This window comes from Hyphomicrobium sp. 2TAF46, from assembly GCF_052114865.1.
Lineage (GTDB): Bacteria > Pseudomonadota > Alphaproteobacteria > Rhizobiales > Hyphomicrobiaceae > Hyphomicrobium_B.
The window spans coordinates 153,415-178,092 of the sequence record NZ_JBFRFO010000003.1 but is presented as its reverse complement, the minus strand read 5'-3'; the positions used below and the strand labels follow the sequence as shown (position 1 = coordinate 178,092).

The 24,678-nt window shown below is 58.6% G+C and carries 21 protein-coding genes and 1 tRNA gene; 13 read left to right on the top strand and 9 right to left on the bottom strand.

What is annotated here, in order from left to right:
- Positions 1–18 precede the first annotated feature (18 nt).
- From rpoD to AB4Z24_RS07515, 5 genes are all read left to right on the top strand, one after another.
- A complete protein-coding gene (rpoD, locus tag AB4Z24_RS07535) occupies positions 19–1,992 on the top strand; it encodes an RNA polymerase sigma factor RpoD (RefSeq protein WP_441707108.1) in 1,974 nt (657 codons plus the stop codon).
- A gap of 96 nt (positions 1,993–2,088) precedes the next feature.
- Complete coding sequence (mtnB, locus tag AB4Z24_RS07530) at positions 2,089–2,739, top strand: methylthioribulose 1-phosphate dehydratase (protein ID WP_441707106.1); 651 nt, start codon at positions 2,089–2,091, stop codon at positions 2,737–2,739.
- Complete coding sequence (locus AB4Z24_RS07525; RefSeq protein WP_441707104.1) at positions 2,736–3,284, top strand: 1,2-dihydroxy-3-keto-5-methylthiopentene dioxygenase; 549 nt, start codon at positions 2,736–2,738, stop codon at positions 3,282–3,284. The genes mtnB and AB4Z24_RS07525 overlap by 4 nt, the downstream gene beginning before the upstream one ends.
- A 14-nt stretch (positions 3,285–3,298) precedes the next feature.
- Positions 3,299–4,015 (top strand): acireductone synthase, encoded by a 717-nt coding sequence (gene mtnC / locus AB4Z24_RS07520; protein WP_441707102.1) that lies wholly within the window; start codon positions 3,299–3,301, stop codon positions 4,013–4,015.
- 208 nt (positions 4,016–4,223) lie between these two features.
- A complete protein-coding gene (locus tag AB4Z24_RS07515) occupies positions 4,224–4,721 on the top strand; it encodes a VOC family protein (RefSeq protein WP_441707100.1) in 498 nt (165 codons plus the stop codon).
- An 18-nt stretch (positions 4,722–4,739) separates the two neighbouring features.
- On the opposite strand, the gene greA is transcribed toward AB4Z24_RS07515, so the two are convergent.
- Positions 4,740–5,198, bottom strand: a complete 459-nt coding sequence (gene greA, locus AB4Z24_RS07510; RefSeq protein WP_441707099.1) for a transcription elongation factor GreA — start codon at positions 5,196–5,198, stop codon at positions 4,740–4,742.
- A 37-nt stretch (positions 5,199–5,235) separates the two neighbouring features.
- On the opposite strand from greA, the gene AB4Z24_RS07505 reads away from it, so the two are divergent.
- Positions 5,236–5,655 carry a secondary thiamine-phosphate synthase enzyme YjbQ gene (locus AB4Z24_RS07505; protein WP_441707097.1) on the top strand — a complete coding sequence of 140 codons (420 nt, stop codon included), beginning with the start codon at positions 5,236–5,238 and terminating at the stop codon, positions 5,653–5,655.
- Between the two features lie 30 nt (positions 5,656–5,685).
- Here the strand turns inward: AB4Z24_RS07505 and AB4Z24_RS07500 are convergent, their stop codons facing one another.
- Positions 5,686–6,306 carry a TIGR02466 family protein gene (locus AB4Z24_RS07500; RefSeq protein WP_441707095.1) on the bottom strand — a complete coding sequence of 207 codons (621 nt, stop codon included), beginning with the start codon at positions 6,304–6,306 and terminating at the stop codon, positions 5,686–5,688.
- Positions 6,307–6,438: 132 nt separating this feature from the next.
- Between AB4Z24_RS07500 and AB4Z24_RS07495 the strand changes: the two genes are divergently transcribed.
- The 3 genes from AB4Z24_RS07495 to AB4Z24_RS07485 are packed head-to-tail and all read left to right on the top strand — an operon-like array spanning position 6,439 to position 8,409.
- Positions 6,439–6,873, top strand: a complete 435-nt coding sequence (locus AB4Z24_RS07495) for a ketosteroid isomerase-related protein (protein ID WP_290988735.1) — start codon at positions 6,439–6,441, stop codon at positions 6,871–6,873.
- 13 nt (positions 6,874–6,886) lie between these two features.
- On the top strand, positions 6,887–7,501 hold the full coding sequence (locus AB4Z24_RS07490; protein ID WP_441707093.1) for a GNAT family N-acetyltransferase: 615 nt from the start codon (positions 6,887–6,889) through the stop codon (positions 7,499–7,501).
- On the top strand, positions 7,501–8,409 hold the full coding sequence (locus tag AB4Z24_RS07485; protein WP_441707091.1) for a carbon-nitrogen hydrolase family protein: 909 nt from the start codon (positions 7,501–7,503) through the stop codon (positions 8,407–8,409). The genes AB4Z24_RS07490 and AB4Z24_RS07485 overlap by 1 nt, the downstream gene beginning before the upstream one ends.
- Before the next feature lie 23 nt (positions 8,410–8,432).
- On the opposite strand, the gene AB4Z24_RS07480 is transcribed toward AB4Z24_RS07485, so the two are convergent.
- Positions 8,433–9,161 (bottom strand): SIMPL domain-containing protein, encoded by a 729-nt coding sequence (locus tag AB4Z24_RS07480; protein WP_441707089.1) that lies wholly within the window; start codon positions 9,159–9,161, stop codon positions 8,433–8,435.
- Positions 9,162–9,491: 330 nt separating this feature from the next.
- Between AB4Z24_RS07480 and AB4Z24_RS07475 the strand changes: the two genes are divergently transcribed.
- Positions 9,492–9,567 (top strand) — tRNA-Ile (locus AB4Z24_RS07475).
- 410 nt (positions 9,568–9,977) lie between these two features.
- On the top strand, positions 9,978–11,114 hold the full coding sequence (locus tag AB4Z24_RS07470; protein ID WP_441707088.1) for a hypothetical protein: 1,137 nt from the start codon (positions 9,978–9,980) through the stop codon (positions 11,112–11,114).
- Positions 11,115–11,511: 397 nt separating this feature from the next.
- Here the strand turns inward: AB4Z24_RS07470 and AB4Z24_RS07465 are convergent, their stop codons facing one another.
- Positions 11,512–12,039, bottom strand: a complete 528-nt coding sequence (locus tag AB4Z24_RS07465; RefSeq protein ID WP_441707086.1) for a hypothetical protein — start codon at positions 12,037–12,039, stop codon at positions 11,512–11,514.
- Between the two features lie 786 nt (positions 12,040–12,825).
- Here AB4Z24_RS07465 and AB4Z24_RS07460 point away from each other — a divergent pair.
- Positions 12,826–17,478, top strand: coding sequence for a TIR domain-containing protein (locus tag AB4Z24_RS07460; protein ID WP_441707084.1), 4,653 nt, complete (start codon positions 12,826–12,828; stop codon positions 17,476–17,478).
- A 28-nt stretch (positions 17,479–17,506) separates the two neighbouring features.
- On the opposite strand, the gene AB4Z24_RS07455 is transcribed toward AB4Z24_RS07460, so the two are convergent.
- The 3 genes from AB4Z24_RS07455 to AB4Z24_RS07445 form a co-directional block, all read right to left on the bottom strand.
- Positions 17,507–18,952, bottom strand: coding sequence for a hypothetical protein (locus AB4Z24_RS07455; protein WP_441707082.1), 1,446 nt, complete (start codon positions 18,950–18,952; stop codon positions 17,507–17,509).
- Entirely contained in the window at positions 18,949–20,565 is a 1,617-nt protein-coding gene (locus AB4Z24_RS07450) for a VPA1262 family N-terminal domain-containing protein (protein WP_441707080.1), read from the bottom strand. Before AB4Z24_RS07450 ends, AB4Z24_RS07455 begins: the two co-directional genes overlap by 4 nt.
- A gap of 312 nt (positions 20,566–20,877) precedes the next feature.
- A complete protein-coding gene (locus AB4Z24_RS07445; RefSeq protein ID WP_441707078.1) occupies positions 20,878–21,843 on the bottom strand; it encodes a tyrosine-type recombinase/integrase in 966 nt (321 codons plus the stop codon).
- Between the two features lie 222 nt (positions 21,844–22,065).
- Here AB4Z24_RS07445 and AB4Z24_RS07440 point away from each other — a divergent pair, with 222 nt between their 5' ends.
- Entirely contained in the window at positions 22,066–22,335 is a 270-nt protein-coding gene (locus tag AB4Z24_RS07440; RefSeq protein WP_441707076.1) for a helix-turn-helix transcriptional regulator, read from the top strand.
- A gap of 43 nt (positions 22,336–22,378) precedes the next feature.
- Here AB4Z24_RS07440 and AB4Z24_RS07435 read toward each other — a convergent pair whose 3' ends face one another.
- Together AB4Z24_RS07435 and AB4Z24_RS07430 are read right to left on the bottom strand one after the other, a co-directional pair.
- On the bottom strand, positions 22,379–23,428 hold the full coding sequence (locus AB4Z24_RS07435) for a DUF2971 domain-containing protein (RefSeq protein ID WP_441707074.1): 1,050 nt from the start codon (positions 23,426–23,428) through the stop codon (positions 22,379–22,381).
- 111 nt (positions 23,429–23,539) lie between these two features.
- Entirely contained in the window at positions 23,540–24,094 is a 555-nt protein-coding gene (locus AB4Z24_RS07430) for a hypothetical protein (protein WP_441707073.1), read from the bottom strand.
- Positions 24,095–24,678: the final 584 nt, after the last annotated feature.

Sequence of the window (24,678 nt, the reverse complement as noted above, 5' to 3'; positions counted from 1 at the left end):
GACGACAAGGAACCAAGGATGGCACGCGCCCAGCAGGCAGTCCAAAAGACAGAAGACAAAGATCAGGCCGCCGATGCCCCAGAACGCGACAGCCCGCTCCTCGATCTGTCGGACCAGGCCGTTAAGCGTCTTCTGAAGACGGCGAAGGCCAAAGGCTACGTCACGCTCGATCAGCTGAACTCGGTTCTGCCTTCGGAAGAGGTGTCTTCCGACCAGATCGAGGACCTTTACGCCATGCTGTCCGACATGGGCATCACGGTCGTAGAGACCGAAGAAGGCGAGGAGAAGGAAGAAGGGGCGGAAGAGCTCGCGGAAGACGAAGAAGGCCGTGCGCTCGTCGCGCAGAACAACGCCCTCGTCAAATCGGAAGCCAAGTCGGAGCCTGCCGAGCGCACAGACGATCCCGTTCGCATGTACTTGCGCGAAATGGGCTCGGTCGAGCTGTTGTCGCGCGAAGGCGAAATCGCGATTGCGAAGCGCATCGAGGCTGGCCGCGAGGCGATGATCGCGGGCCTGTGCGAAAGCCCCCTCACCTTCCAGGCCATCATCATTTGGCGCGACGAGCTGAACGACGGCAAGATCTTGCTTCGCGACATCATCGACCTGGAAGCCACCTACGAAGGCCCCGAGGCCAAAGAGGTTGCGGCCATGCCGGGCGACGGAGAGCCGTCTGAAGGCGGCCCTGAGTCACCCGCAGAAGGCGAGGACGAGGACGAGTTCGAAAACGCGATGTCGCTCGCCGCGATGGAAGCGGAACTCAAGCCGAAGGTTCTGGAAACCTTCGACAAGATCGCCGCCACCTACAAAAAGCTCCGCAAGCAGCAGGACAAGAAGATCGAGCAGCAGCTCGTCGGCGATCAGGGCTCGCGCCAGCAGCAGAAAGCCTACGAGAAGATCCGCGACGAAATCATCGTCGACGTGAAGTCGCTGTCGCTCAACAACAACCGTATCGAAAGCCTCGTCGAGCAGCTTTACGCGATCAACAAGCGGCTGATCGGGCTCGAAGGGCGGTTGATGCGTCTCGCCGATAGCTACGGCGTGCCGCGTCAGCACTTCATCGACGAATATTACGGCAACGAGCTTGATCAGACGTGGCTCGATCGCGTCGCCAACAACGGCAAGAAGTGGGGCCAGTTCGTCAAGACCGAACGGTCTCAGGTCGAACAGATCCGCGGCGAGATTCATCAACTCGCGACCGAGACGGGTCTCGAAATCCCGGAATATCGCCGTATCGTCAAAGCCGTCCAGAAGGGCGAGCGCGAGGCACGGCAGGCGAAGAAGGAAATGGTCGAAGCGAACCTTCGTCTCGTTATCTCGATCGCCAAGAAATATACGAACCGCGGTTTGCAGTTCCTGGATCTCATTCAGGAAGGCAACATCGGCCTGATGAAGGCCGTCGACAAGTTCGAATACCGCCGCGGCTACAAGTTCTCGACCTATGCGACGTGGTGGATTCGGCAGGCGATCACGCGCTCGATCGCGGATCAGGCGCGCACGATCCGCATCCCCGTGCACATGATCGAGACGATCAACAAGATCGTCCGCACGTCGCGGCAGATGCTGCACGAGATCGGGCGCGAGCCGACGCCGGAAGAGCTGGCCGAAAAGCTTGCGATGCCGCTCGAGAAGGTTCGCAAGGTTCTGAAGATCGCGAAGGAGCCGATCTCTCTCGAGACGCCGATTGGCGACGAAGAGGATTCGCATCTCGGCGACTTCATCGAGGATCGCAACGCCGTGCTGCCGATCGAGGCGGCGATCCAGTCGAACCTCAGGGACACGACGACGCGTGTGCTCGCCTCGCTGACGCCGCGCGAAGAACGCGTCCTGCGCATGCGCTTCGGGATCGGCATGAACACCGACCACACGCTGGAGGAAGTCGGCCAGCAGTTCTCGGTGACGCGCGAACGTATCCGTCAGATCGAAGCGAAGGCGCTCAGAAAGCTGAAGCATCCGAGCCGGTCGCGGAAGCTCAGGAGCTTCCTGGACAACTGATCCGATCAAGGGCCGCGAAAGCGGCCCTTTTTCATGTGATAACGGAATACGTTATTAGTCATTCAAGTATCATAAAATCAGTGGATCACTGTCATCATGACAGTGGCACTGGCAATCCTTGACGACGATCGGGTCGAAACGGCGATCGAGGCCGTTATCGATGCTGGACGTTATGCGTCCGCGCGGCACTGGGTGCCCGCGACTTCCGGAAATTTCTCGGTCCGGATCGATGCCACCCGCGTCGCGATTACACGAAGCGGTGCCGATAAGGGCGCGCTGACGGCGTCGGATGTATTGATCCAAGCTCTCGACGAGCGGCTCTTGCCAGGCTCTTCTGCCGAAGCCGCGCTCCACATCCGGCAATACACGGACAATCCTGATATCGGCGCCATCTTCCATATTCATGGCCCCTCCTCGACCGTGATCGGGCATGCTCACCTGGTTGACGGCGCAGTCCTTCTCAACGGCTGGGAATTACAGAAGGCGCTTCTGGGCGTGACGACTCACGAGGCAACCGTCGAGGTCCCGGTCTTTGCCAATGACCAAGATATCGACGCGCTCTCGCAACGGGTTGCGTCGCGCCTTGCGGAGCCAGTACCCGCGCAGCAGATACGTGCGCCGGGATATTTGCTCGCGGGCCACGGCCTCTACGCTTGGGGAAGGACGCCTCGCGATGCCACGCGCCATTTGGAGGCGTTGGAAGCGCTGTTCAACCAGATCATTGTCTTCAGGAGCTATCGACCATGACACAGCTCATTGTCTATTCCGCAGCCGACGCCACCGATGTTCTTTTGGACACCATCGATTTTGATCTTATCAAGGAAGAGCTCGCTCATACCGGCGCAAGCATCGAGCGCTGGAAAGCCGAGGAGCCGCTCTCATCGGATTCGTCTTCGGAAGAAATCTTGTCGGCTTACAAGCCGCAGATCGACCGCCTGAAAAATGAACGCGGCTACACGAATGCCGATGTCATTCATGTCCGTCCGGGCAATCCGAACTGGCCGGCTTTGCGGCAGAAGTTTTTGAGCGAGCACACGCATGACGAAGACGAGGTTCGGTTCTTCGTCGAAGGCAGCGGCGCCTTTTATCTTCACGTCGGAGACAAGGTTTATCAGATCGTCGGCACGGCAGACGATCTTCTCTCGGTTCCGCGCGGCACCAAGCACTGGTTCGATGGCGGATCGGAAGGAAACTTCACGGTGATCCGTCTTTTCAACGATCCTTCGGGCTGGATCGCGCATTATACCGGCGACGCGATCGCTGAGAGCGTGCCGAACTACCAAGCAGCGTGAAGGTGCCGCCCGACGTGAGTGAACTACAGCTGGCGACGCCCGAGACGCAGGCGCTTGTGCACATTAAAGCCGATGCCGTGCTTCTCGATATCGAGGGCACGATCAGCCCCATCAGCTTCGTTCGCGATACGCTTTTCCCCTACTCTCGGGATCGTCTGGAAGGGTTCGTATCCGACAATTTCATGAGCCCGATTGTTCAAGATATTCTCGCGCAGGCAAAGGCACTCGCTGGGGGAAGCGATGCCGTGAGCGCCCTGCTCGGCTGGCAAGCGCGGGACGTCAAAGCTCCACCGCTCAAGAAGCTGCAAGGCTTGATCTGGGAAAGCGGCTATCGCTCTGGCGCGCTCAGAAGCACGATTTTTTCTGATGCTCTGCGGGCGGTGAAGCAGTGGAATTCGGAAGGTCTGCCTCTCTACATCTACTCATCGGGCTCCGTGCAGGCTCAGCAATTGTTTTTTGAGTTCAGCGCCACAGGCGACTTGCGACCGTTGTTTTCCGAATTTTTCGACACCGATGTTGGCCCCAAAACCGAACCTTCATCGTATCTCCGTATCTCCGAGCATATCGGGACGAGACCAGCGCGCATCGTTTACTTCTCCGATAATCCAAAAGAGCTGGAAGCGGCGCGTTCAGCGGATCTGCAAACGGTGCACGTCGTCAAGGACGAGACACCGCACAATCCAGATTTCCCCGAAATTTCTGACTATTGCAGTGTGGCCGTCAGGCGTTAGGCAACGCACCGTGTCGCTCCGTTATTCCTGAGGAACAGATTTTCTTCGCCTCCGGAGAGAGCAGCGCTATTTTGCTATTCCGGCTTCATGAAGCATGAAGAAGCCTTTTTGCGCATGAAGATGACCTGACGGATTGCGCTGGTGCCACGCAATTCAATGCGCTTTCCCCGCGAAAAAACGCGGCCACCAATAAAAAAGGAGGAGCGAAATGACCCAGACTGAGGAAAAGCCGAAAGTCATCCGAGGAGATGATCTTCAGGCCATCACCCCGCATTTGGTGTGCGCCGGAGCGGCTGATGCCATCGAATTTTACAAAAAAGCCTTCGGCGCCGTCGAAAAGATGAGGTTGGCCGGCAGGGACGGCAAGCTGATGCACGGGGCCATCAAGATCGGCAACGCGTCGGTGATGCTCGTCGACGAAAGCCCGGATTGGGGTTCTTTTGCGCCGACCTCGCTCAACGGCAGTCCGGTGACGATCCATCTTTACGTCGCCGACGTCGATGCATTCATCGATCGGGCTGTCAAAGCCGGCGCAACGCTGCGGATGGCCCCCGCAGATATGTTCTGGGGTGATCGCTACGGCATCATAGAAGACCCGTTCGGCCACAAATGGTCGATTGCAACACATCAGCGCGACATGACCGCTGACGAAATCGAGCTGGCGATGAAGTCGTTCATGCCGTCGGCCGGCGGTTGCGACAGCTGATCCGAGCGGGCCCCGCGCCTACTCGATTTTTATGATTTCGGCTTCGCCGGTGCCCGCGTGAACGACATCGCCGACGCTCTTTTCAATGAGAGCCTGGGCCAAGGGCGAGACATAGGAAATCTTGCCCTTTGCGGGATCGGATTCATCCTCGCCGACGATGCGGTATTTCTGAATGCGCCCATCGTCTCTTTCGAGGGTCACGACGGAGCCGAAAGCCACGGCGGCTCTATCGGACGGGGGCTTTTGAACCTCCGCGGTAGCGAGACGTTGCTTCCAGTAGCGAAGATCCCGGGACGCGCGCTGAATCGCATCGCGATCGCTCGCCTGCTGGGCTTCAGCAAGCTCCGCCTGCAGCCTTTCGACTTCAGCCTCGATCAGGGTCAGGCCTTCCGGCGTGACCAGATTGCGGTGCTCGGAGATGAGCTTGTCGGGAAGCTCTTCGACCGCATCGGATTCTTTGACGAATGCTCTGCTCATCCCGCTTATATAGGCTCTCTCGGAGACGGGCACCAGGATGCGACAATTTCAGGAAACATTGCGAATTGAGACGCGCGGTACCGGCCTGCTGGAATTTACGGATGACGTGGCGCGGATCGTCCGGACCGCGGGCATCGAGACGGGCATGGCGCATGTCTTCTGCCGCCATACCTCGGCGTCGCTCCTGATCCAGGAAAATGCCGATCCGGACGTGCAGCGCGATCTCGTCGCGTTCTTCAAGCATCTGGTGCCTGATGGCGATCCGCTCTTCGTGCATCAGTCGGAGGGTCCGGACGATATGCCGGCGCACGTTAAGAGTGCGCTAACCCAAACGAGCCTGGCGGTTCCCATCGCAGGGTTTCAGATGATGCTCGGTACCTGGCAGGGCATTTATCTTTTCGAGCATCGGCGCAAACCCCATACGCGGCAGATCGTCGTCCATGTTCTGGGAGAGTAGAACGCTCCTCCCCCTGCTTCGTCCAATCGATCAATCGAGACGATAATTGAAGCTTACGGAAACGCGCTCGGCTTTGGCATGATTGACCGGCACCTCATGCCTAAGCCAGCTTTCCCAGAGCAGAAGCGTGCCCGCCACGGGCTGGACCGCGACGAACGTCTTGTTCTTCTCTTTCGCCGAGGGCTTGCGCGGCGGCGCGGCCATGAACATCGCCAGTCTCGGGTCTTCGTACTTGATGGCACTCGCGTCCTTTGGGACGTCGAGATAGAGCGTGCCGCTGATGACTGAGTGCGGATGAATGTGCGCCGTGTGGTGCCCGCCGGGCTTCAGAACATTGATCCAGAGGCTATCGAGTGTCAGGCGCTTCCCGTCCAGCTCGAACTCAAGAAGTTTAGCGAAGGCGTTGGCATGCCGATCCAGAACGCCGACGAGATCACCGAATGCCGGGTGCCGGTCGGGCAGGTCGTTGAGCGAGGCATAAGATGTATATCCCGGATAATCATTCGCCTTTGCCCAGGCTTGCCCGGCCCGGTCATGGGCCGAGATTTCGCGGGCGGCTTCGTCAAGCTCTTGGATCAGAGCCGAGGTCGGGCCGCGTTGAAGCTCTTCCCGGTAGATTTGGGTAACGAAAAGCTCTTGAACGCGCGCCATTAGCTTCTCCGAATTCCGCAACTGAAGGTGAAATGTCGCGTTTACCCCACCACGCTTGCACATGGAAGGCTCCGGTCCGACCTGCTAAAGACCCCCGCAGATCCATTGACGACCCTTCCGGAGAGACAACCGATGTCCGATACCACGCCAGAATCGCAAGCCCGCGCCGCAACGGCTGCGCTCATCCGCGACTACTACGCCGCCTTCAACCGAGGCGATACCGATGCCATGCTGGACTACCTGGCCGACGACGTGATCCACGACGTCAACCAGGGCGAGCGGCGCCAGGGCAAAGAGAAGTTTCGCGCTTTCAACGCGCGCATGTCGCACAACTACAAGGAAGAGCTGAAGGACATCGTCGTCCTCGTCTCGAAGGACGCGACGCGCGCCGCTGCGGAATTCAACGTGCACGGCATTTACAAGAATACGGAAGAGGGTCTGCCGGACGCCGTTGGCCAGAAATACGTTCTGCCCGCCGGTACGTTCTTCGCGGTCCGCGACGGCAAGATCGCCCGCGTCACGACCTATTACAATCTGACGGATTGGATCGCGCAGGTCGCGGGCTGAGGCATCGATCGTAATGGCGGCAGCTACGGGCGAGAAGAAAAACCTCGAAGTCAGGTCGGTCACCGGGAGCGACATTCTCAAGGTCCTTCCGGATCTCAGCCGCCTGCGCATCGTCGTGTTTCGCGATTGGCCGTATCTTTACGACGGTACGCTCGAGTACGAGGAAAAGTATCTCGAGAAGTTTGCCGCCGCAAAAGGCGCCGTGGTCGTTACTGCATACGATGGCGACCAGATGGTCGGCGCTTCGACCGGGGCACCGATGATCGAGCATGCGGACGAATTCGGTGAGCCGTTCCGTAAAGCCGGCTACGACATTTCGAAGATCTTCTATTGCGGCGAGAGCGTGCTGTTGAAGAGCCATCGCGGCCATGGCCTCGGACACGCGTTCTTCGATGGCCGCGAAGCGCAAGCGAAGAAACTCGGCGGGTTCACGCATTCGTCGTTCTGCCGCGTCGTCCGGCCCGACGATCACCCGTTGAAGCCGGCGGATTATGCCCCACTTGATCCATTCTGGAAAAAGCGCGGGTACGCTCCGGTGGACGGCATCGTCGCGACCTACGACTGGAAAGACATCGATCAGCCCGGCGAGACGACTCATAAGATGCAGTTCTGGATGAAAACCTTCTGATGCGGGCGAAGTCTCTCAAAGTCGCGAGTTCTCAATATCCGATCGGCCAGCCGAGGACGCTCGCCGAGTGGGAGAAGAAGATCGCGCTCTGGGTCAAGCACGGTGCGGCGACGGGTGCTGAGCTTCTGGTCTTTCCGGAATACGCGGCGATCGAGCAGGCTGCCTGCTTTGGACCCGAGGTCTACGAAGATTTGCAGGCGACGCTCACGAAGGTTGCGGAGCTCAAGGAAAGCCGCGTCCAGCTTCATCTGGAACTCGCGAAGAAGCACAACGTGCATATTCTGGTCGGATCGGGGCCGGTCAAAAAGACCGACGGCCGCTTCGTGAATGCGGCTCAGCTCGTGACGCCCAAGGGGTCTGTCGGCGAGCAGGAGAAGCTGGTCATGACGCCCTTCGAACACAACTGGGGTGTCACAGCAGGCGGTCCGGTGCGCGTGTTCTCGACGTCGCTCGGCACCATCGGCATCGCCATCTGCTACGATAGCGAGTTTCCATTGATCGCTCGCGCAATGGCGGAAGCGGGTGCAGAAGTGCTGCTCGTTCCCTCGTGCACGGAACGGACCTCCGGTTACCACCGCGTTCGTACAGGCTCGATGGCGCGCGCGCTCGAGAATACGATTGCCGCCGTGCAGAGCCCGACGGTCGGCGATGCGCCTTGGTCCCCCGCCGTCGACTTCAACGCGGGCGCAGCGGGCATCTATGTGCCTTCCGAACACGATGTTTCGGATACCGGCGTGCTCGCGGAAGGCACGCTCAACGCGGCGGAATGGGTGTCGGCCGAGATCGATCTTGCCCGTCTCGCGCGCGTCCGCGAAACCGGCGAGATGCACAACTTCGGTGACTGGTTGAAGCAGCCCGGCGGCGGAACGACGGCGAAGGTCGACGTCGAAGTCGTCAACCTCGCCTGATCAACCTCGCCTGAATGGCGCTGCTATTTCAGCGCCCAGGTCACAGTCACGCGGGCTTCGAGTGTGCTCGTGCCGGTCTCGATCGGGGCAGCCATCGCAGCCTTTGCCATGCGGGGAGCGTACGTCACAGGGCCGCTCGACGTCGTCTCTTCCGAGATCTGGATCACGTTGCCGACTTCGGCGCCGGCGGCGGCCGCCAGCAACTTGGCGCGCCGCAGCGCATTGGCAATCGCTTCCTTGCGCGCCTCGTCCTTGAGCGTGTCTTCCTTCGACACCTCGAACGTCAGCCCCTGAATCTGATTGGCGCCAGCGCTCACGATCTGATCGAGAATTTCGCCCAGCTTGCCGAGTTCGCGAGCGTGGACGACGACCTGGTTGCTCACCCGATAGCCCCGGAGCACCGGCGGCTGCCCGTCCTTGGAAAAATCCATCACGGGCTCGACGTTGAACGCCGCAGTCTGGATGTCCTTCGGATTGATGCCGCTGCTTTTGAGCTCCGCGATGACTTTGCTCATCGTCTCGCTGTTGGCGGCCAGCGCCTCGCGCGCGGTCTTGGCTTCCGTCGTGACCCCTGAGGTGATGCGGGCGCTGTCGGGCTCAGCTTCGGCCGTACCCGTTGCGGAAACGGTAATCGTGCGTTCCATGACCTTATCCTCAGCGTGCAAGACGGTTGCCTGCGTCACGAGGAAACCGGACGCCAGAGCGATATTGAGCAGCGAAACGAAAATTCGAGAACGCGGGGCGCTTAGCATGGGGGTCTCCTCACCTTTTCTCTGCTCGCTATAAACGGTTCGCGGGTAAAAGAGGGCGAAATGCTGTATCTGGGCTGAACGCGCGATATTGAGCGTCGATGCGCAATTTGGGGTTGTCTTGCGACCTTCGGATCTCCCGGTAGCCTCCCGATCGGCTAAGCCGGTATCGAGGTGTATAAGGCGCGGGCTCATGCCGTCATCGTCAACAACAGAATCCAGGATCGCGGGGGCCGGAAAACTCAATAAAGTTGCCCCGGCGACAGATTGCCGGCGGAGATTCGCGGACCAGCTCTGGCCCTTCGCCGAACATCTGGTATGGAGAACCCGCGCGGGCCCGTAGCTCAATGGTTAGAGCTGACGGCTCATAACCGTCTGGTTCCAGGTTCGAGTCCTGGCGGGCCCACCAGCAAAAACAACATCTTACGACATTTCCACCCTTCTTTCGCGATCGCATATGATCTGGATATGATCTATTTCGCGCGCCGAAAAAGGCGCTGACCGAGATCAGCGCCCTGAGTTCGCCCGAACCACAGAAGCAGAGCCCCCCGCATCAGCGATTGCACTTTCTTCGACTCATTTTATTCGCGTGCCGCATCAATCCGGGAATCGCTCACCCGACAGACTTAGTTGTCTGAAATCCCGACAAAGTCGCGCTCGTTGCGAGCAATTTTTTCCGCACCAGATTGGTCCTGACCAATGGCTTGACCATCATTCCGAATACGAGTCCCTCATCAAGGCCTAGCCATCTCGGCCTTTGGTCGTTGCGTTCTTGCTGAAGATGCTTGGCACCGTCGTCAACAATCTGGGACGCATCCTGTGCCGAAACTTCGTCTTGCGCTCACGATCATTGGCTGGCTGCTCGTGATGGCTATCGCAGTCACAGCAGCCAGCACCAGCGTCATCTACGCCTATCGCTACGGGATCATCCTCGCAGGCTTAGAGCCACAGCCCTGGTTGACTGGAGCCGCGCTCGCAATCGCCGATGTTGTGAAGATCGGCCTGCCCGCGATCATCGTAGCATTGTGGGCACGATCACACAGGGCAACTGCACGAACGCTCAGCGTCGTCTTTGCGATGTTGCTGGGCCTTTCGCTGTGGTCCTTGACGTCGATCACCGCCATCGAGCGAGCGGCGAATGACGCAAAGACCAGGACCGCATCACAGGTCGAAACCGATTTGCGCAATGAGATGACCGCTGCTGAGAACCGCATTGTTGAGCTGGGATCGCCACCTCCCGTGGCAGCGGTTGAGGCTGAGATCGATGGCTTCAAGGCCGACGCCCGTTGGCGAACGACTGATGCATGTAACCCGCTCCATGTATTCCCATCTACCCAGCGCTTCTGCGAGAAGGCGGCGCTAAAGCAAGCAGCGCGGGCCAACGCGGCAGAGGCCGACGGCCTGAGGATGCGTATCGACGAGATCAGACGGAAGCTGACAACTCCAGCTCCTGATGAGGCCAAAGCCGCTAGCCCCGAGTTGACCACGATCTCCGACGTCTTCGGATGGCGCACCGAGAGCGTCGGCTTTGCACGCGCGGTGTTCTTCGCAATCTCGCTCGAACTCCTCGGCGCCTTTGTACCATCTGCCGTTTGGTACTTGCGCCCTGTGATCGGCACCGGTTCACCCGTACCTAAGAGCGTGCCGCAGCCGGCTAAGATTGCTGATACGCCCGGGGTGCCACGGCCCCCCACGCCGTCGGCTCCGTCGCGCCAGGTGACCAGAAAAGCTTCAACTGGAAAGCGCGGGTGCAAACGCGATCCGAATGTACTCGATTTCGTTCGCAAGTTTCGCGAGCGACACGGACGGTCGCCGAATATTCCGGAGATGCGCGCTGAGTTTCCGGGCCTCCATAAATCGACGTTGTGGCGTGCCGCGCGGGTTGCATTGGACACGGAACATTGTCCGCAGCAGCTCACGGCTTTGCGGTTGCGACGTTGCCGGTCGATTGGTTGAAAAGGGCTATTCGAGCAGTTTCATAAAATTGAAGAAATGAACCGCTTTTCCCGACTGTTACGATAATTCGCAACCGCGCGCAGTCGGGAAATTGTAGTTCTCACTCTGAATTTAGCGCAACCCCAGCAATCGTCTCATACTGAGAGGAGATCGTACTTTCTGTGTGTTTGCGGCTAAAGCAACCACACGCTTCGGCGTGATAAGGTTTTGTCTCGGGTATAGGGTTGTTACCCAACCTGGAACCCGAGAGCGCGGACCGCTCCCGCGGACAATGCTACCGCACCAAGCATGCGTCGCGGCCTATTCCGACCTGCACCCTAGCGTAGACTCGGTGGCAGTGCGGGATTAGCGCAGCAGTCTCTTGATGCGGCACGCGGGTACCAAAGCCAGCGGAGGCTCAGAGTTCCGACAAATGATCTAAACGTAGTGTCTGAGGAATTCTTTGAGGCAACGTATCTATAGCTGCTGCATCAGTCGCCGAGATCAGGACAAACTGCTGGCGACTGTTAAATTCCGACCATTTGGTTTCTCTTTTGGCACCCCACATCCCTAGTCCGAGTGTCCAGTCAAGAATTGGCCGCCCACCAAATCCGCTGCCTGCCTGTGAGCAGAGTTCCTTCACGTGCTGCTCGGTTATCTGCTCGATGCCATCGTGCGCAAACTCATTGCGGACTTTTCTGACGTAATCTGCGACTTGGAATATTGGGCCAGAGAAGTTGAACGCCCGAAACGTTTTCAGATGATCTGATAGGTATCGGTGTTTGAATTTATCGTACTTTGGCACCATAGCCGACAATGCTCGGTATGCAGCACGTTCAATTTCATACTCGCAACGCACTACGATGCCTATGTCATCGGTGCTCACGAAAGCAGCCTCGAATCTCTCGAAGTTAATGTTCGTGATCTGCGTGGCTTTCTGATTCATTCAATATTTCTCTCTGAGCCTGCTAGCCGTTTCTTTGCTGATTCGATCGGCTCAGGCTTCGACGCCAAGCGTCTCTTGCAAGCCGCTTGTTAGCAACCCCGCATTCCAAGTTGGGCAGAAGTGCCAAAAGTGCAATTTCGGTACCTCAGCACGTGCTATCCTTTAATGCGAAAATCGGAGGCTACATGGCATACCCCAGCCGCAATGAAATCGAAAATTTGGCACGCGAGCTTTGCGAAGCAGACAATGAAACTTRGTCGTCGCTAGACGAAGGCTCGCAGGAAATTTACCGTCATCTTGCCGAGAATCTGTTGATCAAAGGTAGAAAACGGTAAGGTGCATGGGCGTCAAGAACTTAGCGCCCACGCCGCAAGTGCGTGCGCTGGGCCACTCTCGTTCAAATCACAAGCACAGCTTCCCCGCCTCCTCCACACCGAACAAAAGATCATCCTAGATCAAGATGCGGTCGCCGTCGGGCACGAGCCTCGGACCAGATCGCGCCGGTTTGCCAATCCGAGATGCGCTGGCCCTGACTCGCTGCTCGATGTTGATTTCCGTGCCTATGGAGACAGATGTGTGACGATCCACATAAGCAATGCCTGGGAGATTCCGATGCTCGAAGCTATCGCGCGGCGCGCGTTTGAGTTACCCCTCCACCAGTGGGGAAAGGTAGCGAAACGCGGTTGTGTCTGTGGCAATCATCATGCAGGGCGGTTTTCCTATGACTGCGAGGCGCAGTTGCAATGATTTCGGCGCGAAGGTTAGGAGCAGGCTACGGCACTGACAATGGCGGACATTTTCATATCTTATAAAAGAGAAGATCGGGATCTCGTCCGCATGCTTGTCCGTGCTCTTCAGGAGCGGGGATTTACCGTCTGGTGGGACAATCGCCTCGAATGGGGTGGCAACTGGATTACCTGCATCAAACGCGCCTTGGATGCCGCGACCTGCGCGGTAGTCGTCTGGACCCCGAAGTCCGTAACGCCGGACGGAATATATAGGTCCGACGTGGTAGCGGCGGAAGCCACGGCGGCACACCGCCGTCATGCGCTGTTGCCGGTTCGGATTGGCGAAGCGGAACGTCCGTTCCCGCATAACATCCTTCAGGAAGAGGACCTATCCAATTGGCGGGGCAATGCGGATGATGCCGCCTTCATAAGGATCGCAGCGCGGCTGGAGTCTCTGTGCGGGCCGCGCGGTTTGCCTGAAGCCGGTGAGATTGCCTCGTGGCTCAAGGCCGAAGAGGTAAACAATGCGGAGGCGTTCAGAGAGTTTGCACGAACGTCTCCTGCGAGCCGGTACGCCAGAGATGCTGAACTGCGGGCGGCGGAATGCGATATCCGGAGCGCCGATATCGTGTTGGCTCGCGATGCGGCAAGTGGGATCATCGGGAGGTTTGCGCGAGAAGTTCGAAAGCCCGAGTTCACCCCGCCGCTCGGCATGCAAAAGGTAACGAAGGAGATTAGCCCGTTCTCTCGCGCCGAGCTGTTTGAGAGTTTGCAAAGCGGGGCCAAGGCGGTGCTCCAGGCAGCGCCCGGAGGGGGCAAGTCGATCGCGCTACTCGACTTGGCGCGCGCATACTCGGAATCCGGCGACGAATGCATTGGCGTCTACCTTCGGCTGAAGGACCTGTTCAATCAAGATGACGATGTGCTTTCCCATCTCGAACGCTTGGAGATCAGCAGGCTCGTATCGGAGAGCGCGTGGCACGAACTTGCTCGAAGCGGTTGCATGGCTGTTTTTTGCGATGGTTGGAATGAGCTAAGCGCTGCCGAGCGCGACAAGATCGGGTCAGCTCTCGATCTCTTTGCCGTCTCGTACCCTATGGCGGGCCTCGTGGTAGGGACGCGCCCGCTGGCTCCTCCGCCCCTTCGGGGAGAGCATCTTTTGATTGTGCTGCAATCCTTAACCCGCGAGCAAATCCGCGAGATTGTAATGAATCGCGTTGGTCCGAATGTGGAAGCTGCTTTGGCAGAGCTGCGGCGCTCTGGCACCCTCCTCGAACTCGTGCGCAATCCCTTTTTTCTGTCTGCATTTTGCGCCACCCGCTCGGCAGGATCACAGGCCACGACAAGGGAAGGGCTGATAACAGGCATGCTGGAGACCATGGCGGCAAAGCCTGAACATGCGAAGCCCCTGCGCGAAGTGCTGGGGTTGCATCACGATAGATACTTGACCGCTCTCGCGGTCGAAATGCTGAAGGCGGAAACAGCAGAACTCAATGGCGATCAAGCGCGGATCGTCGTCAACAGGGTCTCCTTAGATTTGGTGGGCGCTGGCATAGAAACCGAGGGGGTCAAGGCGGACATCGTCCTTGCAGCATTGCGCGATCATCACTGCCTGATTGAAAGAGGGCGCAGCAAGCTAAGCTACCAATTCCAGCACCAGCTCCTCAATGAATGGTATGCGGCGCAGGAGGTGCGCAGGCTTGCCGTGCTCGCACTGCGCGATGACGGTGCACTTGGCGCGCTCGACCAAGTCCTAAACCGCCGTGTGTGGACCGAAGCCTTGCTTTTTGCGGCTGAGAGCTCCGCGGGTGAGGACGGAGTAGATGCCACGGCCTTCATGATATTGAGAGCGATGGGGATCGATCCGGATCTTGCGGGCGAAATGATCGCGGCCGCTCCAGACTCGGTTTGGACAAAGATCGCTCCGGCCATCAAGAAGTTCGTCGACGAGTGGCTGCCGATCTCGAAAGCACGCGCAATTCGTTTCATCATGAAGTGTGGCAAAGAGGATTTCGCAGATGCGCTTTGGAGCGCGATCAGGGAAGAGCGCGATCAACTTGCTGCGCAAGCTCTTCAGGATCATCGCTTCGATCACCCACGCGTACTAGGGCCGAATTGGAAGGCACTTACGGCTGGTCTTGAGCCAAGCGGCCGCCGAAGTGTGCTGACGATGCTCGCTTCGAACAGCGGCATCGAGGGTGCACAAATGGCGCTTGAAGGCGCGCTTGTCAGCCGCGAGGCAGAAGTTCAGGCCGAAGTTGCTGACACGCTCTCCTTCTATCACTTTGACGAGCTACTGGCGGAATTCTTGAGGGGGATAACCGACAAAGCATGGGAGCTGCTTGTCCAGAGAGGCCAAATCGAGGACTTGTGGAACCCGCCTTGGCGTGAAAAGGCTGCAGCTGCGGCGCAAAGGGCTCTGCAGAAGATGGAGGCTGGCGCTCCCCGGCTGAGATTTGCGCTCTCATTGAAGGACAGGGGCGAGCATGTCGGCGTCGATCTTGTCTCCGAACTCCTTGCTCTCCAGTTCGAGCGCGGTTCGGATGGGCATGGTCTTTTCGAAAAGGTTGCAGCGCTCGAACCGGACAGGCTGTCGGATGCGCTGCTAGTGCACATCCTAGAGGGGCGTCCGTCGCCTTACGGCGCCTTGCGCTTCGTCAAACGAACCGCCGCCGTCAGTCAGGAGCGGTTGCTGGAGATTTGCCGTGCAGGCGAGCGGCCGCGGGAGATTGAGGCGTTGGCCCCGCTGCTCGACCTCAATGGCGTGCGTCAGTTGCTTCCCGAGTTCCTCGACGTCGAGACACGCCGCAGGGCAGCCGATGTTCCCGCGCGAAAGGCGCTGCTGGCTGGCCAGCGGGAGGCGCTTTCGAAGGCTCTCTATCACGCGGACAAGAACGTGCTGGCAACAGCGATTCTAGAGTACGAGCCCACCAACGGCGGCGAGATAGGAGAGATCGCCGAGCTGATGATGAGGGCCTTTGGCAACCAGTTCGGCCGCGACACGCGAACGCCGCTCGGTCCAGAATTGCGCGTACAGATCGTCGCCTTACTTGAGAAGTGGGCTGATAGATTGGTGGCTGATCCAAGCGCGTCGCGTCATGCTCTGCACTACCTCGCCGAGGCGATGGCGACCTTCCCAGACGTGAATCTGCTGCCCCCTCTGCGCAGCTTGATCCAGGCCGAGTTGGAGCGCTGGCGGAAAGAGAAGGCTGAATTCAAAGCCGCATATCAACGCGGCGCAATCCTTCACGATTCAGGGGCTCGCCTGAGTTACGAACACCGGTATGGCCAGAATATGCTAAGCTTAGCGTCCGGCAGCAATGCAGATGATGTATCCAACGAGGACACTACCGAAAGACCTCCTCCCCCAAAAGAGCAGGTGGATGCGGTCATCGATGTAATGAGCGCTTTCCTTACTGATCCCGAGTTCGGCCGCGAGGCCGCGCGTGTTCTTGCAGTCCTTTGCCCGGACCCGATCTGGTCGATAGGCAAGAAGACCCTCGGCCACTTCGATGTAAGCCTCGTGGCAAAGCGGAGGGTCGCCCGCAAGGAGCGCGGACTCCAGCCGACAGACGCAGTGGCAGGCCGCGTTCTCGACGTCTTGCCCCGGCTGCTCGCTGACGGTTCGGAGAGTGCGGTCCAACAGGCCATAGGGCTCGCCCACTCGGCGGCGCGGATGGAATGCGGAGATCGCTTCGAACAAGTTCGGCAATGTATTTTGGACCGAGGCTCTATTGCCGACGTTTCAGACTTCTTGAAACTGTGTCTCCAACTGGGCCATGAGGTCGACGCCGCCTCGGCCGTGAAATGCCTTGACGGACTCGATGCGCGCAGGTTCGACGAGAAATGGACGTGGGAATACTCCGAGCGCTGGTATCGATGGGATGAGTTGCTGGAGTTGATGATATTCGGCGGCAAGCCCTTTGAAGCTGTAGAACGGCTGCTGACATACGATGTGAACACCAAAGACTACAGCCTTCGCCGCATTCTTGGAGCGTTAGGATCATGCGGGCACGCGGATGCCTTGCCAGCCCTGCGGTGCATCAAAAAACTCTGCATACAACAGCATTCGGGGGCAGAATGGGCTGGCGCCCTTGCCGCGCTCGGAACACCTGAAGCAGGAGATGACCTGCTTTCATTCCTCCTTGAAGGCTTGAAGCCTCGGGGCTTTTATGACGGCAGGGATTTAGCCCAGGCCGTCGCCCGAATAGCAGAGAGAACCCCATCTCTGCGCAAACGCATTTTGCAGCTTGCGGAGAGAGGGGATCAGCATGCGCTAGGGATCGTCCACGGCGTCGTCCGCAACATACGCGCTGAGGACTTCGTGAGGGAGGTCGTCGCGCTTCCAGGGTCTACAGTAAAACAGCTTGGAGGCGCCATCGCGGATGCTCTGCGCGATATTTGCATCGAAGATCTGCCAGCAAATGCTGCCCATCAACCATATGAGAGAGTTCCGCGGGCAATCACGGCTCTTCGTGCTCAGCTCTTCGCTCGGGCCCTTGTGGAGGATGATGCCTCTTCCACATGCGCAAGGCTGCTGCAAGTAATTGACGATTGGCGGGAAGGATATGGCGATCCCGTGGACGAGGCCCGCCATCCCGACATTGCGCTTGGCAAACCTTGGCCCCCGCTCGCGCAAATCGCATGGAACTGGTCAGCGCATCTTCGGTTGCAGCGGGCGAGTACGTGCATTGGGCTACCGGAGGAGTAGAGCGATCGGCGCCTGCATACGGGCCGCGTCAGCGAGAAGAAAACCTCATCACCGCGTAGCGGCTCGCAAAGGCGTTCGGCTTGTAAAGCTGCTGCCGGGCCAGCCAATCTCCGCCCGATTTCCGGACGAGGTCGGCGTGGGCATAGGGTTGGAAGCGCGAAAGGATGCGGTTCCATTCTGATAGTACTGCTATCTTCGAGACGTGCCAGGCGTTGTCCAGACTGCCTAGTTCAGCGAGCAAACTGTGCATCTCTTGCGCGCACTGACTTTCGCTCATGCATTCGAGTACATAGCCTACGACCGCGTAGTCGAGCTCTGATCTGGCGATACCCGTGATAAGGGCATCGCTGGCGTCGCCACCGAAATTCCAGTTCTGCCATCGCGTATGGGCTAGAGCAAACAGATTTCTGGCATGGGCATTGTCGGCGGCTGCACGGAAATTGCGGAGGCACTCCGCCACCTGTTCGCGTCTGTGAGCCGCGCCGTTCGTAAGCTCTATGGAATCCACGTATGGCGCCAAGGCTGAAGCAGGTGCCTCCGCCAGTGCTAAGCCGAGAGCCGGCTGCAGGATGGGCAACCACACGGGATACATGTTCAATGCGCGCATCCAGGTAGTCCAGCGCCGGGTGTCTCCCGCGACAGAGACAAGCAGGTTCGCGAGGCTTTTGCGGTCGGCATCGGGCAGAACAGCGTCTCTCGGACTGTCGATCAATGTGAGCAGCGTAAAGCAGAACTGTACATGAGGATTTGCGCTTTCGCTGGCAGCGCGCAGGCGGAACTGTTGGCCAAGCGCGCGCCCGGATACGATGGCGGCGGGCGTGGTCGTTATGGCCGAGAAGGAGCGCACTAGGCGGTCTAAATCGAACCTGGCAAGGGCATTCGCCGCAACGGTGAGGCGGGTCGGAGGGAAGAGCACGTTGGCCAGTTGTGGAAGCAGCTCGCGGATTCTAACCCAGTCACGGGCCATGTCTGCCTCCGCGATAGCCGCAAGGACATCGCACTCCCAGAGCAGCGAATGTTCGCTCGCCGTTACGCCGATGTCGGCAGAACGGACTGTGACCTCAAATTCCGCGAGCAGTTGTGCATTGGCGCCTACGCAGGCAGGCATGGAGCTCCAGAGGGTCTGGGCACCACCACAGCATTCGATCACAACGCAAGCAGCAACCAGACGGCAGAATTCCGGATCGGCGGCGGGGGTCCAATCACGCAACTCGCGAATGAGCCAGCGCGACAGTGCGATCCATTTCTCGCGGTCCTGCGTACTGAGTTCTCCTCCACATAGTGCGTATTGGATGAAGTCGTACTCGCGGGTGAAGGCTGCGAAGAGCGCGTCACGCTGGTCAGGATTACCGATGGCTTCAACCGGGGAACGAACGCCGCCCAGTTCGGCCAGTAGGGTGCGGGGCACGGCTTCGGCCCCCGACTCAACGGCAGCGGCCATTATCTCGCTGAAGCGCGGCGTGGTGCCGGTCATGATGATTTCCAAACCTGATGTTCGGGAGCGTCGAGCTGGTCCCAAAGCTCGATAAAGGCATCAGCTACGAGCTGTCCGTCATCGACGCGCTGCAGAATATGGTGATCCGTGCCAACGCTGTTGACGGACGTTCCAAGCGACCAGGCAAACGCACCACGCTCGGTCCCGGGAAAGATCAGGAACCGGTCGTGGAAGCCCCAGCCAGCCTGGCCAACGCGGGCGCGGTATTCGAGGCGAAGTCCGCGCCGGTTGCCTGCTGCCGCTTCTAACACAGCGCGTTGCTCCGCGACAAAGTCGGTGCGCGTTGCGCCGCTTCCAGGGACGCTCTCTGCAGCGGTCAGCGCGCGAAGATCAGCGCCGCTAAACTTGGAGTAGAATAGCGTCTGCAGGATGTCGTTGGCATTCAGGTACGGATCCCACAGCCAAGTGCCGGTCTTACCGTACTGATTAATGAGAAGGCGAAGATCGGCAATCGCCTTCCGGCGTTCGACTGGCACTTCGCCGGGCTCCGGCCTGTACTGGACAAAGCGCCGTTCGCTGGCAAGGCGTTCAACTTCGTGGCGATAGATGCGCCAATGTGTTCGACCGCCGTTGTCGTCGCCTTGCTTGTCGCCGATGGCTGCATCGATTGAGGGGGTAACAAGGCGGACACGCTCCTCGTGCCGGACGCCGTTATCACCCGTTACGATAAAGCTGCGCGGCTCCGGCTCGCCAAGCGTGGTGTGGAAGCCGATGGTATTGATGAAGGCAGACTCGCCGAGGCTCCAGAGGAGCAGGCGGTGCGCGTCGTCCCAGAGATGAGCGCGCAGGATGCCGCGCCGTGTCTGTATTGGAACGACAGTGCATGGTTCGGTGACTGCCGCCGACCCAAACCCACAAACGGTGCGGTCGTGCTCCATCTCGAATGACACCCGCAGCGGGCGGGGCGTTGCGAGCGGGTGCCAGGCGAGTTCCAGACATAGTTCTTCATCAGCTCGGGAAACGGTCGCCATAACTATGCTGGCGGGAATCTGCACCGCTACATTGCCGAGCCGGTCGGCGAAGCTAGCAAGCCCAAGTGGCACGTAGGGCTGCACGGCCGCAGATAGTTCACGTAGGCGGAGCGGATCTTCATATAGTGGTTGCAGGTCAGCCTTCACCTTATCGGCCCATTCAAGCACGTACGAGCCGCTCCAGAAGTTGTTCTTCAGCACCTGATTCCAAGGAACCCCCATGTAGGTGTCGGCTGGCACAAAGACGGGAGGCAAGCCTTCGAGCATACCCACACGTAATATCTCGCCCGACGGCTTCCATTGCCTTGTCGAACGGAGGTGATCGAAAGCAGTTGACAGTTTGGCCGCTTTCAAGCGGTAGCGCGCAACGCCGAACTTCCACCCCTTAAGCGACTTCAGCTCGATACGATTGCGGCCATTGAGAAAGGTAACTGCTGTTTCAGTTTCGCCGTCCAGCTCCTCGGCAACGAAGATAGAGAAAACATTGATCGGCGCAGCCTCGCCGGTCCTAAAAGCGACAATCTCTGTGGCCTCAAAGTGCGTCGCGAAACCGAGCACGCTTGGCACAAGCAGGCGGGCGAGTTCGGCTGTGGAGTCGTGCCTAGCGGTCGGTGTGTTCATGTTCGGGTCCCTGCGGCCGCCAGCGGCGGCACCGTGGCGCAGCACATGCCTCAGGAATTGGACGAAGATTTGTAAGGATGGCCTTTCGAGGCAGTCAGTACGGGGCCTGGGCGTTGTTCGCGGATTGGAGGCGTTCTGTTTGCAAAGCAGTTACTGTCTCGCCGAACCCCGCCCAAAGCATTGGTGGGGCGACGGAGAGAATGCCCGCCCTTTCACGGTCTTCTTGGTAATAGCGCACCAATTTACTCGGCTGACCGACCCGCGGTTGTTTCTGTCTCCTCCATCGAGCCTTCTCCTTTACTCTCCTATCGCTCAAGCCTCTCTACGCAATCCAACCCCGCTCCGTCGACCAGGGCGGAGGTTGTTTTTGTCGGCTTGTCTCACATACCGTGCAAGAATTGCCTGCGATCGATGACCGGTCACGCTTGCGATCTCCAGCGTTGAAGCGCCGGCCTCCGCGGCGCTGGCCGCAAATCCATGACGCAGTGAATGTGCCGCGTACCTTTTGGCCTCAGTCAGCGCGAGCTTTTCCGGCACTCCGATTTTCACGAGATGCTCGGCGACGCGAGCCTTCACGATCCGAGCAACGTAATCCGCTGACAGGCGCCCTGTCTGGAGCCTGTCGCCCTTCCTGATCGATCGAAACACTGCCTGGCCGGTGGCAATTCCCGCCTTATCAATCCAGCAATCGATCGCCCTCGCCGCTTCCCGGTTGTCCTCGCGGTTCACTATGATTGGGTCTTCATCATCGGTCACGGTTTTGCCGCGGACCAGGATGATCCGGAAATCCTTGGCACTTCGAACAACGATGCCGCTTCCCTCCCCCAGCCGGTCCAGGTCGAGGCCAACGATCTCACTCCGCCGACGCGCTGCTGCGAAGCCCAGCGCCAAAAGGGCGGCATCGCGGACGGCAACCAGGTCGTCGCCAAGGCCAGCGAGGATGTCGAGGAGCTGGCGCGCCTGAAGTGCGGCAGTCTGATTGGGCGCTTCAGCTTTCTCGCGCTTGATGCCCTGGAGCACGCCACGGAGAGCTTGATGCCGCGTGCCGAAGGTCAGGCCCTTGGCGATGTGCGCCGCTCGGATCGCAGGGATGGCTGTCCTGACGATCGCAATCGCCTGCCCTACCTCGCCGCTCGCCAGCCGCCTACCGCCCCGTCGTCCATGATTGGCGCGATCGGCGATCCAGTTTGCAACGGCGACTGGAGAGGCCGGATACGGAGCGATCCTCTCCTCTTCGCAGTGGGGCTTCCCACTCTTTGAGCTGCGCCGCGTAAGCACGAAGCGTGTTCGGCGCGAGAGACGCCCTCAGAAAGGCTAACGCATCGTTTGAAAGGTGGTCGACTTGCGGAATGACGTCCGTGCTCGACATGGCGCCCCTGCTCATTGAACCGAGCCTGATAAGTCCCGATAACCGTCCCTTGTCGGAACCTATATAGGGACGTTTTTCGTCCCTTGCCAAGGCTGATATTCGTCCCTCTTAGAATCTGATATCTCGCCGCCATGAACGCGTGGCATGGAAAACAGATCACCGCAGCGAGAGCACTCGCCGGCTTGACGATCATCGAGCTAGCCAATGCCGCGGGTGTCACAGAGCGGACCATTCGGCGGATCGAAGCTGCGGAGACAATCACCGTCTCGGAACGCATGACACACGGTGCGATCTCACTCACGACCTGGGAGAAAGTCGTCGGAGGGCTCCTAGATCATGGCGTTGAATTGCTGCATGCTGCCGGCAGCCACGGCGGCGGGGTGCGCTGGGTTCGACCCTGAGCCAGCACCAGCGATCAGATGAGTACAGGTGACCTGCGTCACCCTATACTCGGAACGGGACGTCGGACTCATAAATTCTGTTTGGTCCGTCTTCGATCCCAATCTCAGCCAACTTTGATTGAACTGCTTCTTTGATCAGACCGCTTTGGGCCGTCGGTCCTATGATGATCTGTTCGACAACGTCAGAAAGCCGAAACCCGCTGCCATCCGGCGGATTTATATCTAGAGGGAATTCGACGACAGGCTGAGGTATGCCTCGGATGGTAACAGGTTTTATTTGGAGTTTGCTGGCCACCCCAACGCGCCGTTGGTGGACGATGCGCCACTCGCGTTCCTCTTCGAAGCCCGGGTGCTTTACACAGGTCGCGTAGTAGTTGAGCATCGCTGACATGGCCCACAGCAGTTGCTCACGCGGAAGCTGAGTTAGTAGTTGGAGGTTCGCATTGATCGCCTCTGCGATCGAGCCGATCTTCTCGGTCACTTCTTTTTGTTCGGCGTATAGAACCGGGAACGAGTATGCGTCAAAGTAGTCGGTAATCGTGCGCATGGGCTTCATATTGACGACGACTGCTACACCATTCTGTTTTGCATAGCCTCGCCACATTGAAAGGCGGCCATACTTCGACTCTCTCGGGCATGTCGGGTGATGCTCCGATAGACAGGCAATGAAAACATCCCTCCTTAGCGATGGCAGGAGACTGTCGACTGCATCGACCGTTGCTTGAGCAATCGTAGGGTCGATGTTTTTCAAAGCGGCAAGTAGTGCGCGCCCAGCATCGCTTTCGAATGCTTGCTTGACCGATTTTACGCCGTGCTCCACCTCAGTGAAGTCATTCATATCTTCGACGCTTCGAAGCCAGAGAACCTTGCTGTCAGCAATTTTTATCGCGTTATCAGCAGAAGTGTAGTGCGCCAAGCGAATGTCACTATCGAGCGCACGGATGTGAGCGGCTACAATGTCAGGGAGAAACAGGACTTGCAGACCAGCGGTGACCGGATCAAAGCCCAGGCTCATCATACGGACAATCGATCCCTGGAGCTGGCCGGCGATGGCAAATGGCTGCAGTGGTGGCGGAAATCCCGGTGCTTGCAAGCAAATCTCCAACAGTTTTGATATCAAAACTGACAGCGTTTTTATTCAGGCTACCAGCAGATCTTTCTTTTCAAATCTTGACTGCACGATCGGCATCCGCGGTGGTTTTTTTTATTGCTGCTTGGCGTCCGGTTTTCCCTGAGGTGATACCGGGGGGGCCTTCCCTTGCTCGGATGCAGGAGATGTGTGCCGCGGTTCCTCTCGCGCGACCAGGGCACCGATCACCACCAACCACACTGCAATAATGCCAAAGAGCGAAATCTTGAGAAACGACGCCACCTGGGATGACACGTCTCTCGCGGCTGTGCTGACCGCCAGCAAGTCCACCTTCTCCGCCAAATCAAGGGTCTTTTTGCGCGCAATCAGCTCATAATCGCTGATCTTTCGTGCCGCGCAAATGCCGAAGACGGCTGCGCCACAGATGGCAACGCCCGTGGCACATCCGACCACCTTATTCAGCTGATTGAAATAGACCGCGAAAGCCCCCAGCGCCGCGGCGCTTATGCCAATGAACCAATTCTGCCAGGTGATGTAGAGGGCCCAAATCTTCAGAGAGGTGTCCTGAAGGTTCTTCAGCTTCTCGAATACCAACTTCTTATCTTCGCTGTCCCCACCGTTTGCCATGACCTTTCCTCCGATCGCTCCCCCTTCGTCCGTATACATCATTGCAAGTCGAACGGGCGACGGTGATCAAGCATTTTTTGCCTGTGCCAAGATTTCGATTTCAATTCTGATGTGGGACGCCCGCGCTTAACAGATGCTCATTCAAAAGAGCGGGCTCACGTTCTACACGACGGGTCGATTTGGACGATGCGTTGCTCAAGATATGTACGCCGGACTATTCTTCATTGCTTTTGAAGATGGACGTCAGTTAGACGCAATACCGCCTCCAACTGAAAATAAAAGGACATTCTCTGCTACAATATCATTTCAATTGGAGTTTTGAAGTGCGCCGACGGCACCCAACGTCGATGACGTTTGTCCGCTCGAAGAGCGGGTGCGGGAGCTTGAGCGAGAATTGGAATTCGCTCGCAGAACTATCATCCGCCTCGTGCCGATCGAATACCAAGACACTCTTGCCTCGTATCGCGAGTGCAAGTCGACGCGCGAATATTGGGCGTGGCGAGAACTGATGGCGGAAAAGATTGCCAATCGCGTGCCTGAGGACGCAATAACTGAGAAATTTGGGGAGCGACGAGCAGACTGTCCGCTATGTGGAAGTTCTACGCTGGGACCATATCCCGAAGGCT